The following is a 13,143-nucleotide window of genomic DNA, read 5'->3' on the forward strand; positions in this document are numbered from 1 at the left end:
GTAGGTCAGATGATCTTACTTCAGTTGGCACTCAATAAAAAAAAGGCATTTCATGCAAAAATACGCACAAAAATACCCTCGAATAAACAAAGTCAGAAAATCCAGCTATTGTCCGTAATTGCTTGCATCCTCGTGGGCATTACAGGTATTACTTATTGGCAGGTCTCCTGACTTCGATTCATCATCCTATAAATAGCCTTCCCATTTTTAACAGTGGCAAATAAACATGATAGGACTCCTCGTTACAGTTGCGGGACAGCGTCGGACTTCCACCGACTTCCCTTTTAAGCGACATTGTTTAAAATGTCACACCAATAGTATGTAAAGTTAAAAAATTATGACGATTCTATCATACAGTTTTATAGATAGTTAGTCTACAAGGAATTTCCAATACATTTGAGTTAACTAATACTTATAATATAGTTGACACATTTGTTTTTGTTTTTTACACTAACGGTAACTACTTTGAAATTAGAGGTGAAATCATGTCAACAGTATCAGAACAAAGTCATCTAAAATTAAAGACAGTAGATATCGCCTATATAGGAATATTTTCTACCCTCATGATGATCGGTGCCAATATAACTTCCTTTGTGCCCTTTATGACAGTGGGAGGAGTGCCGATAACTCTACAAACCTTTTTTGCCATTTTAGCCGGACTTATTTTGGGTAGTAGGAAGGGAGCGCTTGCCTGCACAGTCTATATGTGCATTGGGTTAGCAGGAGCACCTGTCTTTGCTCGCTTTGGTGGAGGGTTCAGTCAACTATTAAGCCCTACATTTGGATTTATTATCACTTTTATTTTAGCAGCATATGTTGCCGGTTTAATGGTAGAACGAAGTGGTACAAAGAAAAGCTATATACTAGCCGCATTCATCGCAACTGCTATCAATTATTTAGTTGGTACAAACTGGATGTTTATTGCGTATAAACTATGGGCCAGTGCGCCAGAGGATTTTTCCTATAGATTAGCATGGCTCTGGATGATTCCCCCACTCCCAAAAGATATTATCTTAGCTATTTTCGCTGGTATTTTAGCGTACCGACTACAAAAAACATTGAAAATCATGCCCATTCAATAGCGCTTCCATCCACTTCTTTAGTCAATAGACTAAAGAAGTTTTTTGTAATAATGAATGTCCATCATTTCTGCATATTTGTTTGTTACAGTAAGGGCAAATAGAAAGGAGGATCTCATATGACATTCAAGCGAAGATGGTCAGGTGGACTATTATCAGCAGTTGCTATACTTACTTTATCCGCTTGCTCTGAAGATAAAACAGAGCCTTCATCAACTTCAGATACTGCTCCTGAGACTGAGCAACAAACAGAAATGGATCACTCCACAATGAATCATTCTAGCTCAGCAGAAGTGCCAGCTACATTAATAAAAGCTGAAGATCCAGCATTTCCGGTTGGAAGTACCGCTATGATGACAGATGGGCATATGGAGGGGATGAAGGGTGCCGAAGCGACGATTGTTGGTGCCTATAAAACTACAGCCTATATCATTTCTTATGATCCAACATCAGGTGGCAAACGTGTAGAGAATCATAAATGGATTATCCATGAGGAATTATTGGATGTTGGGGAAGCACCACTGTCCCCTGGTACAGAGGTAAAAACGACCGCTACTCATATGGAAGGCATGAAAAACGCAACCGTCCGCATTGAAGAAGCTGTACCAACCACAGTTTATATGGTTGATTACACTTCAACCACGAATGGTGAAGCAGTGAAAAATCATAAATGGGTAACAGAAGATGAGTTAACAGCGCAATAATTCGAACAACCTCTCCCAGTATATTTGGCAGAGGTTGTTTTCTAGTTTTTATGTTCTAAAGGCTTTCGGTCCGCAAACTTATGCCATTTATAGCCGATTCCCCAAACGGTTTGCAAGTAATCATCAGCAGGAAAGCCACTTTTCCTTAATTTTTCTCGTAAATTACGGACATGGGAATCGATAGTGCGATCCTCAATGGATACATGATAACCCCAAACTGTGTTAATAAGATGTTCTCTTGAAAACACTTTATTTTGATAATCTAGAAATAAGGACATCATGGAGAATTCTTTTGGTGTTAATGGGATTGCCTCTTGTTGAAAATACAACTCAAAGGATTCTTTATCTAAGCGTAACCCCTCAAAGACAACCACCTTGTTTTCTATCTTGGTTCTCCTTAATACAGCATGTATACGTGCTAATAGCTCTTCCTCATCAAAAGGCTTTACTATATAATCATCTGCCCCATGGTTTAAACCTTTTACAATATCTGAATGCTCTCCTTTAGCCGTAAGCATGATGATAGGCACATGCCAAAACTTCCTGATTTCTTCACACACTTGAAATCCATCCATCTCTGGCATCATAATATCCAAAAGAACTAAATCCACATGCTCTTCCTCTAGATAAATGAGCGCATCTTGAATGGAAGACATTGCTCTACATTGAAAACCCGGCTCTAAGTAAAGAGTCAATAAATCTAACATTCTTGGTTCATCGTCTATGCATAAAATGGTTTTCATCCGCTCCTACTCCTTTAAACGATAATTCAAAAACAGTCCCTTTATTTAATTCACTTTTAACCGTCACTTCTCCCCCATGAGCCTGTACAAGTTCCTTGACAATGGCAAGCCCTAGTCCAGACCCACCTAACGCACGGCTTCTAGATTTTTCTACGCGGTAAAAGCGCTCAAAAATAAACGGTACATCCTTGTTGGGAATCCCTCTTCCTGTATCTCGAATTATGATCGTTAATACACCATTGACCTTCCTTACATCTACCGTGGTCGTATCTCCCTGTCCGCAATAGGTCAATGCGTTATTTAATAGATTAATTATTATTTGCTCTAATCTCGCCTCATCTGCCCATAACGTTAATCCCTTTTCACAGCACACATCAAAGTGAATATCTTTTTCTTGAAAAGCAGGACTTAATTTCCCTTTAATACCAGTAAAAAAAGCCTGTAAATCTAGATTTTGTTTTTCAATAACAAATGAGTTTTCATCCATCTTAGCTAAATCAAATAAATCCTTTATTAATCGTGAAAGTCTATTCGTCTCTTCCAAAATAATAGCTAAGTATTTTTGTCGATCTTGCACGGATAAATCGCGTTTATAAAGAATATCGGTATAACCTTTAATAAAGGTTATCGGTGTACGAAGCTCATGGGCAATGCTGGATAAAAACTCTTTGCGCTCCTGTCTTAAATGATTTAACTCATTTGATAGTAGCTGAATGGCATTCGATAAATCCCCAAGCTCATCTTTGCCATTTGTAGAAAGAGCGACTGTAAAGTCCCCTTTACTCATTTTCAACGTGGCCTCTTTCATCTGAATTAATGGTTCAGCAAGCTTTCTAGATAATACAATGATGACAGCAATGGTGACTAAGCCAGAAACAATGCCCACGATAAGGAAATGTTTATTCAAGCGTTTCATTAATGCATGAATCGAGTCTGTATTTTGAAACATAAAGACATAGCCAATTGTTGTCTGCTCTTTTTGCATTGGACTAATAGTAGCTATAGCTTTTGCCCGTTGCCAGTTATCTTGTAGAATCTTTCCCTCGTATGGTATAGTTCCATCTAATTTCTTTATCAGATTCTTCAATTCAGGATGCAGTTGAGAGGAGGCTAAAATGGTCCCCTCAGTATCAGTCACTACTACATCTGTAGATTCTTCCGATTCCATCAAGACGACATGTGCTAATGTTTCCTTATTAAAGTTCTGTTCTAATATTGTGCGATGTGAGTTTCCTCTCGCTTGCAAACTTGCTAATTCTTCCTCCACTCTAGAATTAGTCAATGAGGCGTGTAAAAAAAACATCATAAATGTTTCAATACAAAATAATGTAATGAAAAAGATGATGCCTAGCTTTAGTGATAATTTTCTCATCTGTAACCACCATTTTAGAGTTTCTTACTAGTATATCGGCAAAATATGAAGATTTCATGCAGGAAAAATCTCTATCCAAGCAGAAAAAGACCCATAAGTATAGTATATACTCATGGGTTAGCTTTTAATTTAAATGTATTTTTTTGCCCAGTTTAAGAAGTTATCGATGACTACATCCAAGAATTTCACTGTACCTTCATCCGTCAAATTACCTTCTGCATCAAATTTAGTATGCACAGCGCCAATATAAACATCATTGCCGCTTAGTAATGGTGAGTTAATGCCAGGTGAGAATAAAATATCACGTAGATGTAATTGTGCTTTTACAGTACCTAGATTACCCATTGATGCACCCATAATAATAGATGGTTTGCCAATCATTACTTTATCTACACGAGATAACCAATCAATCGCATTAACCATGACACCTGGAACAGTTCCATTATATTCTGGTGTTACCCATAACACTGCATCTGCAGCCTTTACTTTTGCTTTAAAATCAAGAACTGCTTGTGGTGCTTCATTTTCGATATCTTGATTGTACATTGGTAAATCCTTCAGACTTAACACTTCTAGATCCAATTTCTCTGTATATCGTTTTTCAATAAATTGAGCTAATTGCATATTATAAGATTCTTTACGGATACTCCCTACGATGGCTACTACTTTCACGATGTTTCCTCCTAAATGTACATAATTCTTAGTATTTAAATAACTATTGTATTTTATACCACTTTAATAATAAATGGCAAATTCTTCAACTGGCTTACGATAACCACGTAAACGACGACTACTTTCTTTTTCTTTTCCAATCGTAATCATGAGCGCTATTTCTTGCTCTTCTGGTACATTGAAAAGCTCACGCATTTTTTGATTATCGAAGCCAATCATTGGACAAGTATCCCAGCCACGATTTTTCGCAGCTAGCATAAATAACATGGCTGACAAAGATGCATTTCGAATCGCTTCATCTTTCATAAATTCCTCGCCGCGGTCTTCATAAAAGTGAGTATTCTCAGCAACTATTTCTTCTAACTCAAACGTTGTGATAATCCCTAAGTCCACCATACCTTGACTTAGTTCGGCCGTATTTTTATACGCTTTTTTATCACCTAATACAAGAATGACCCCAGAAGCTGAATGCACTTTATATTGACCATATGCAGCTTCTCTTACTCTTTCCTTCATAGCCTCATCCAACACAACGATGTAATTGGCATGCTGTAGGTTAAAGGCCGATGGAGCAAGTTTGACATCCTCTAAAATTGGGCGTATATCTTCCTCCGTCATTTTAACGTCCGTTAAAAAATTGTTCGCCGAGCGGCGCTTATCAATCAATTTGGAAAATTCCATTCAATAAACCTCCAATTCAATATGTAACCATTCAGTAGAGACAAAATTTCTCTACTGAATTAAAAATATTACTCATATTCTTTATCGAACGTAATGGAACTTCTTACAGTATCTATAGGGCGAACTAGTCCTTCAATTTGTGTACGTTTTGGTTCTAGGAATGGTGGTAATGAAAGTTTTTCTCCTAACGTTTCGTACGGTTCATCTCCCATAAAACCTGGCCCATCTGTTGCTAACTCAAATAAAATTTGTGGCGCTACACGTGCATATAAGGATTCAAAGAAATGACGATTTACATAGCCAGATGTGTGGAAACCAAAGCTTTCAAAACGTGCAGTCCATTCATCTAATACTGCACGATCCTCTACACGAAAGGCCGCATGGTGAACTGTACCAAATCCTTGGCGAGCTACTGGTAACACAGTGTTGTGTTCTACAACCACTTGCGCTCCATTGCCACCCTCACCTACTTCAAATAGGTGGAAATGTCCGTCCTCCCCAATCTCTGTAAATAGCATTACTTTTTCTAACACATCTTTAAAGTAATTAAAATCAGCTACACGAACAAATACTGGCCCTAAACCTGTAATAGCAAATTCAAGTGGGATAGGTCCATCCTGCCATGGCGTACCTGATGCGATACCTGTATCATGCTCATCAGAAATAAGCTGATACTGCTGATCATCAAAATCCACAAATGATAGTGTTTTTTTACCAAACTGTTCTTTTATACCTGTATGTTTTACATGCAATCGGTCAAAGCGCTTTTCCCAATAATCTAAAGAAGCATCCGTTGGCACACGGAAGGAAGTCTTTGAAATTTCATTTGTACCATGTACACCTTTTGGAATGTTAGGGAAATCAAAAAACGTCATATCTGTACCAGCACTCCCTTTATCATCCGCAAAGAATAAATGGTATGTTTGAATGTCATCCTGATTGACTGTTTTCTTCACTAAGCGCATTCCTAATACATAGGTAAAGAATTTATAATTTTCTTCAGCACTGCTTGTAATAGCCGTTACATGGTGAACACCTTTTAAATGATTCATAAAAATTCTCCTCCCATTATCTCGAAATCGAGATATTTATTTAAAATTTTTTTATTGTTCATTGGCATTTTTGCCAACCTTTTTTAGGGACAAAATCATTGTATCCAGCTCCTGAGGTCCCAATACTTGAAATATCTCATTTATTTTTTGTTCATGCTTAGGGAAAATCTCTTCCATTAGGGTCTGTCCCTCATTCGTAAGCAATACATAAGTGACACGTCGATCTCTAGGGCATGATTTGCGATATACATAGCCTTTTTGTTCAAGCTTATCAATTACATACGTAATACTACTGCTTGCAATTAATATTCTTTTGCCGATCACTTGAATGGGCTGCTCTCCACGATGATACAGAAATTCAAGGACCGAAAATTCGGTTTGATTTAAGTCAAATTGAAGTAAATCCCTTTTTGTTGCTTCCTGAATCGTTTGATATGCTCGGAACAAGACCGTAAATGCTTTTAAGTTACGATTGTCTTCCTTCATACGACTCCCTCACTTATTTCGAATTTAATTATCTTTAATTCGAGATAATAATAACATATCCATTTTTAATCAGCAATCATTTTGTTTCGTATGTTACTCATTAGCTGAAAATGTTTGTGAACATCCTCTGCGGGTAGAAGGTAGTTGTAACTTATAAAGGAGGATTCTATATATGAAAAAAGAAATCAATCAAAAACAACAACAATTAGAAGCATTCCGAGTAAGTGATAAAAATCAACCACTCACAACCAATCAAGGACTAAAAATATCAGAGGATGAACATTCTTTAAAAGCTGGTGATCGAGGTCCTACTTTACTAGAGGATTTTCATTTTCGTGAAAAAATGACGCACTTTGATCATGAACGTATCCCCGAAAGAGTAGTGCATGCACGTGGATCGGCAGCACATGGGATTTTTGAAACCTATGAATGTGCAAGTGACATTACAAAAGCACAATTTTTAAATGGTAAAGGAACGAAAACACCAGTCTTTGTTCGTTTCTCTACCGTTGCAGGATCAAGAGGCTCAGCCGATACTGTCCGTGACGCACGTGGCTTCGCTACAAAATTTTATACACAGGAAGGCAACTATGATTTGGTCGGAAATAATATTCCGGTATTTTTTATACAAGATGCTATTAAATTCCCCGATTTCGTACACGCAGTAAAGCCCGAACCGAATAACGAAATTCCTCAAGCTCAAAGTGCCCATGATACATTTTGGGATTTTATTGCGAACAATCAGGAATCTGCCCATATGGTTATGTGGCATATGTCGGATAGATCGATTCCACGAAGCTATCGAATGATGGAGGGTTTCGGTGTGAATACCTATCGTTTCATCAATGCCAAAGGAAAATCTCACTTTGTTAAGTTTCATTGGAAGCCAGTTCTTGGTGTTAAATCGTTAGTATGGGATGAGGCACAGATCATAGCTGGTAAGGATCCTGATTTCCACCGCAGAGATTTATGGGATTCCATCGAACGTGGTGATTATCCAGAATGGGAACTTGGTGTACAGCTTATTCCGCTTGAAGATGAATTTAAGTTTAGTTTCGACATACTCGATGCTACAAAAATATGGCCCGAGGAAGAAGTTCCTGTCCGTATCCTTGGCAAAATGACGCTTCATAAAAATGTGGACAACTTCTTTGCTGAAACAGAACAAGCTGCATTTCATGTAGGACATGTTGTACCTGGCATTGACTTCTCAAATGACCCTTTATTACAAGGCCGCTTATTTTCTTATACAGATACACAGTTAATAAGACTCGGAGGCCCAAACTTTCATGAGCTCCCTATTAATAAGCCTATCTGTCCTTTCCATAATAATCAGCGAGATGGCTATGGTCGACAAACGATTAATGTTGGGCAAGTTAGCTACCATAAAAATTCCTTAGCTGATAACACACCATACCCCGTCCCTGAGGCAGAAGGTGGCTATACACATTATGAGGAAAAAGTAGAGGGCCATAAAGTACGCGCACGCAGTGAAAGTTTCAAAGACCATTTTACACAAGCTAGGTTATTTTGGTTGAGTATGACCGATATCGAAAAGGAGCATATCATCAATGCCTTTAGCTTTGAACTTGGTAAAGTAAAAAATAAAGCCATACGAAAACAAGTTGTCGAGATGTTTGCCCATGTCAGCCATACACTTGCAACAGCAATTGCAGATAATATTGGTATTGTACCACCCGTACAAGTAGAGGTCCCCCATACTATGCAAACCTCCCCTGCTGTTAGCCAAATCTTGAATGCTGTAGAAAGTGTCAAAACTTTTAAAGTAGCCGTGATCGTAGCAGAAAATACGGAGGAAAACCTTAATGACCTGATTGCTACATTTTTGAGCAAAAATATAGTAGTAGAATTAATTAGTACAAAGCAGGGCTTACTAAATGGCTTTGAAATCCATGAAACCTTTGCCACTGCTTCTTCCGTACTTTATGATGGAATTTATGTAACTGGTTCCTACCAAGATTCCCATCAACAAATTAAAGCAGAGCAATTTATTGAAGAAGCCTACCAGCACTTTAAAACAATTGGCCTTGCTAAAGATGTAACGTTTTTACAGCATATCGCCAATAAAAATGGGGTTGCGAATAACTTACCTACTTTTATTCAACTCCTTTCAAAGTATCGACATTGGGAACGTTAACGTTTATACATGGAAAAGCCAGCTAACACTTGGCTGGCTTTTCTCATGTTTAAGGTAGTCGTTTAAATTCCTTTTCATTTCCGTCCATAAACTCTACTTCGACTTCAATGGACTGGTAGTTATCTTCAATATTAAAAACTTTAATTACTTGATCAATCACTTCATCATTTGGAGTGGTAGAATCAAAATTTAACTGCTTAAATAACGGCTCTAGTTTTGTATAGGCTTCATCACCTTGTAACTTTACATTTTGTCGATCATCCTGTAACTTCGCTGAGATTCCTGATTTTTTATTTTCATACTCTACCTCGTATGACTCCGTTGCAGAATAATCAACATCCAATGAAAACTCTAAAAAGTTGAATGTCACTTGGTCTGTAGGCGTATCACCAGTCTGTTGTGAAGCATTCTGATCTGCTGGCGCATTAGTAGGTACATCCTTTACCTCATCTTTATTACAGCCATAAAGAATAACCATTACGAAAGAAATCGCTAATAATAATTTTAATTTCATCCAATTATACACTCCCTTCTTTTCATATTATTTCCCCATTCTGCTATAAACTAACCCAAAAAGGACATCTCCTCAAACGAGGAAATGCCCTTTTCATAACATACAACTAATAATAGAAATTGCGATCAACTTTATTTTCTTGAATAGCCTTTGCTAATCGGACTGTCGAGACAGCCAAATCAGCATATGACACACTCTTCGTAGCATTAAAGTTATTTTGCTGTGCCTCAATTAGCCCCATACCATTTGCTAATGCAATATAGCCAGTATACGCTGGATCAATTGAAGATGCATCAGCAAAGTTTAATTTATAAATATCTTTATATTTAGCAACATTGTCTAATTGTAATAGTTTGATTGACCACTCTGCGAACTCTTGGCGAGTTAGAGTAGCATCTAATGCAAATTGATTAGCAGGCTGAATGATGCCCATTTTAACCGCCTGCTCTACTACCCCATAGAGCGGATGTTTTTTATCAATATTGTTGAAGGATTGCTTTTCTCCATCCCCATTGCCATAGTACCCGTAAGTTAAGGAGTTCAATAAAATTTTCAATGCTTCTCCTTTTGTTACAGCAGCATCCGCATTAAAGTTTGCTATATCTTTTACATCTAACACATTTTGGTTGAATAAATAGTTTAACTCTTTGGCAGCTGTTGGATGAGAAATCACGGGTTTCTCTTTTGAGTCATCTACATTAGTTAACCATTCACCAGAAATAGCATCAATTTGGTTATATAAACTTCCATTGTAAGTAGGTGCATATACTAAATCATAATGGAGTTTATTCTCTGAATCTTGTTTTACATATTGCAATTGCAATGTAAGTGCTTTGCTATAAGCTTCTTTTGCTTTGTCAGCGGATATAACATTATTAATAGGCTGCCAGTTATCTATCTTTTCCTTATATACACTTAGTGAGCGTAAAGATCCATCAGAGCCAACCCCTACATGTAAGCCATCTCCTACAACTGCAATACCATTCATAATGCGAGGGAAGGTGAAGTAATATTCCTTACCATTTTCATTAAAGAAAGCATCCTCGATTGGCATTGAATATTCATGTAAATAAGAAGGTGCCCATTCCTTCAAGTAATCCGTTGCCTTCTTCAATGCAGCGTCCTTAGAAATTGCGTTTCCTTTGTTATTTGTTAAAAAATCTCTCGATAGGTCATGATACTGAACTAGTTCACCTGTCGCCTTATTAATTTCTAAAGAGCTACCAGATCCACCATTGCCATACATATACGTATAGTTGACAGAGTAGATCGTCTCACCATTGTCATTTTCTCTTTCATCTACTAAATCGATCGTAAGCTTTGCTTTACTCTCATCAACTTTTAAGAAATTTTTCGCGAATTCTTCAGCCTCAGTTACCGTCATACCGTTCTTTCTTGGTGGTAAAGGTTGTGCTGAAATTTTTTCAACGCTCTTTGTCTTCGGCAATTGTTCCGTGAAACCATTTGCTGTCTGCCATTGCCCATTTAGAGCATGTACACCATTGAACCCTGTGGCAGGTGCATAAACAAGCTTCACATTACGTTGATCAGATCTGTAGTCATAATCAATATAATAACGAAGTTCGACAGCTAAATTATCACGAACTTGTGCCAGCATATCTTCCTCTTTCTTTTTTTGATCTAAACTATCAAAGGAAGCTTTACTAATAGACTCTGCATTACTAGACATCCCCGTAACTTCACCATTTGCCAGAACATTAATCGTAATACTTTGATCTCCAATAAGGACCCCATTATAAATTGGTGAATAGACATAGGAGTAAGTAATCGGTTCTGATAACGGTCTCGTCATATTAAAACCATATTCGTTATAATCATCACGAAGTTTGTAATTATCCGCATTTGCAAATTTACCTAGGAATTTTTGTGCAATTTTTTGTGCCTCATTCTCTGAATACTTTGCTGGATAGATTGCCTCTGCTATATTTGCAGGCTGATAATAAAAGCTTTCTAATTCTAAATTATCGCCTTTAAATACAAAGCTACCATGTACATCTTTACCTTTAATTGTTTTATAGAAATTCAGTTCATATCGAACCGTTGTATCATCTCTATAGAAGTGTCCAGGTCCAGAATTAAAGTCTTGATCCGCTACAAATTTGAACTCTTCCGGGAATAGTGATCGTAGCTTTTTTATTAGCATATTTTTTGTAATTTTTGTTTCAGTTGAAGCTACCTGAATTTCAATACGCTCCGATGATTCCTTTACATTTGCTGATGCTTGCGATATTGGTGCTAAAATACCAACAGAAAATGCTGTTGATGTTAGAATTATTCCTAACTTTTTAAATTTACCCAAAATATCCCTCCTAAAATACTATTTACCATAATTATAATATAGTTTCCGATATTTAGAAACATTTTTACAGATAATTACCAGCCTAGAAGAAAATACATTGGGTAAACCCTATTCTTCTGCCTCGCGTCATTTCTTCACCACATCAAAATTAGCACCAATTAATACCCAATTTTGAGGGAACGGTAATCCTAATTTCCAATAGCCAATGCCACGAAGATTATATTGTTTGACTAGATTAAATTTAGCTTGAATAGATCTTGCATCTTCAAACCATACAATATGCGCTCTACCCTGTTCATCATAGTATTCAAAAAACGGAGCTTGTGCTCTCCAATCATATTGAATTGCCGCATTATAACGTTTGGCAATTTCAATAGCTCGTTGAGGACTCAATGCTTCAGCAAATGGCCCCCCTTGAACAAATGGTAATGTCCAATCATAACCATATAAATTTTGTCCTAGCATAATTTTACTTGCAGGTATTTCACTCACCGCATACTTGACAACCGCCTCTACTTCAGGAAGTGGCGAAACGGCCATCGGTGGTCCCGCAGAATAACCCCATTCATAGGTCATTAATAAAACAAAGTCCACTATCTCACCATGTGCCCTATAATCATGCCCCGCAGTCCAGGGACCTCGATCACTTGCACTTGTTTTTGGAGCCAAAGCAGTAGATACTGTGTATCCTTGAGCATGGAATCTCTCCACCGCTCTTCTTAAAAAATTGTTATAGGCTTCTCGTTGATCACCTGGTAAATTTTCGAAATCAAAATGGATATCCTTAACGTCCTCTAGCTTTCTAGCCTCCGCAAGAATATTATCAAAGAGCAAGTCCTGAACAGCTGTACTTTGAAAAATATCTCTCGCCAGATCTCCACTAAAACTGAAATTCTCCAGATTCGTAACGACCATTGCCAAGGAAGCCCCAGTATCATCCGCAATTTGAGTTACACCTTGACTAGGCGGCACACGTAAGGTACCATCCCGTCTGGCCTCGTAGCTAAATAAAGCTAAATATGTTAAAGAGGGACCCGCTTCCCTAGCTTGATTTAAAAGTACCTCACTAACCGAAGTACCTCTTGGCTCTAAGTATGCTAATGTTTCTGCTCTTGTTTTTGGTGGTTGCGGAATATATAATCTCATCCCAACAGCTAATGGTTGATTTGGGTTTATACCGTTGACTTGCGCAAGTGTTACATAGTTAATACCGAAGCGTTGTCCAATTGACCATAAACTATCTCCTGGCTGTACATAATAAAAACTACCAACAATAGGTATTACAAGAGCTTGCCCCACGACTAAACGATTTGGGTCTGGAATTTGATTGGCATCTACAATACTTTGAACCGTAGTCCCATA

The 13,143-nt window shown here is 37.6% G+C and carries 12 protein-coding genes and 1 riboswitch; of the genes, 3 read left to right on the plus strand and 9 right to left on the minus strand.

Annotated elements, in window-relative coordinates; translation table 11 throughout:
* Positions 1-140: 140 nt before the first annotated feature.
* A riboswitch (cobalamin riboswitch) is annotated at positions 141-331 on the minus strand.
* 154 nt (positions 332-485) lie between these two features.
* Positions 486-1,082 carry a biotin transporter BioY gene (locus AC07YC_RS20115; protein ID WP_336637245.1) on the plus strand — a complete coding sequence of 199 codons (597 nt, stop codon included), beginning with the start codon at positions 486-488 and terminating at the stop codon, positions 1,080-1,082.
* A gap of 116 nt (positions 1,083-1,198) precedes the next feature.
* Complete coding sequence (locus AC07YC_RS20120) at positions 1,199-1,783, plus strand: YdhK family protein (protein ID WP_494920257.1); 585 nt, start codon at positions 1,199-1,201, stop codon at positions 1,781-1,783.
* Positions 1,784-1,824: 41 nt separating this feature from the next.
* On the opposite strand, the gene AC07YC_RS20125 is transcribed toward AC07YC_RS20120, so the two are convergent.
* From AC07YC_RS20125 to AC07YC_RS20150, 6 genes are all read right to left on the minus strand, one after another.
* A complete protein-coding gene (locus AC07YC_RS20125; RefSeq protein WP_336637243.1) occupies positions 1,825-2,526 on the minus strand; it encodes a response regulator transcription factor in 702 nt (233 codons plus the stop codon).
* Positions 2,498-3,898: a sensor histidine kinase gene (locus AC07YC_RS20130; RefSeq protein WP_336637242.1), complete on the minus strand. Its 1,401-nt coding sequence runs from the start codon at positions 3,896-3,898 to the stop codon at positions 2,498-2,500. Before AC07YC_RS20130 ends, AC07YC_RS20125 begins: the two co-directional genes overlap by 29 nt.
* Positions 3,899-4,027: 129 nt before the next feature.
* Positions 4,028-4,570: an NADPH-dependent FMN reductase gene (locus AC07YC_RS20135; RefSeq protein ID WP_025117582.1), complete on the minus strand. Its 543-nt coding sequence runs from the start codon at positions 4,568-4,570 to the stop codon at positions 4,028-4,030.
* Between the two features lie 63 nt (positions 4,571-4,633).
* Positions 4,634-5,251: a nitroreductase family protein gene (locus AC07YC_RS20140; protein WP_336637174.1), complete on the minus strand. Its 618-nt coding sequence runs from the start codon at positions 5,249-5,251 to the stop codon at positions 4,634-4,636.
* Between the two features lie 68 nt (positions 5,252-5,319).
* Positions 5,320-6,303 carry a ring-cleaving dioxygenase gene (locus tag AC07YC_RS20145; RefSeq protein ID WP_239355489.1) on the minus strand — a complete coding sequence of 328 codons (984 nt, stop codon included), beginning with the start codon at positions 6,301-6,303 and terminating at the stop codon, positions 5,320-5,322.
* 51 nt (positions 6,304-6,354) lie between these two features.
* Entirely contained in the window at positions 6,355-6,789 is a 435-nt protein-coding gene (locus tag AC07YC_RS20150; protein WP_008176948.1) for a MarR family winged helix-turn-helix transcriptional regulator, read from the minus strand.
* Positions 6,790-6,961: 172 nt separating this feature from the next.
* Here AC07YC_RS20150 and AC07YC_RS20155 point away from each other — a divergent pair, with 172 nt between their 5' ends.
* Entirely contained in the window at positions 6,962-8,947 is a 1,986-nt protein-coding gene (locus tag AC07YC_RS20155) for a catalase (protein WP_494920258.1), read from the plus strand.
* 49 nt (positions 8,948-8,996) lie between these two features.
* Here the strand turns inward: AC07YC_RS20155 and AC07YC_RS20160 are convergent, their stop codons facing one another.
* The 3 genes from AC07YC_RS20160 to AC07YC_RS20170 all read right to left on the minus strand — a co-directional run bounded on the left by AC07YC_RS20160 (position 8,997) and on the right by AC07YC_RS20170 (position 13,080).
* The gene (locus AC07YC_RS20160; protein ID WP_008176953.1) at positions 8,997-9,461 is read right to left on the minus strand and encodes a YusW family protein; all 465 of its coding nucleotides are present in this window, start codon (positions 9,459-9,461) and stop codon (positions 8,997-8,999) included.
* Between the two features lie 106 nt (positions 9,462-9,567).
* Entirely contained in the window at positions 9,568-11,781 is a 2,214-nt protein-coding gene (locus AC07YC_RS20165; RefSeq protein ID WP_494920259.1) for a YcdB/YcdC domain-containing protein, read from the minus strand.
* Positions 11,782-11,907: 126 nt separating this feature from the next.
* Positions 11,908-13,080 (minus strand): glycosyl hydrolase family 18 protein, encoded by a 1,173-nt coding sequence (locus tag AC07YC_RS20170; protein WP_419719868.1) that lies wholly within the window; start codon positions 13,078-13,080, stop codon positions 11,908-11,910.
* Positions 13,081-13,143: the final 63 nt, after the last annotated feature.

It is taken from the genome of Lysinibacillus sp. GW247-5R2A, from assembly GCF_059424475.1.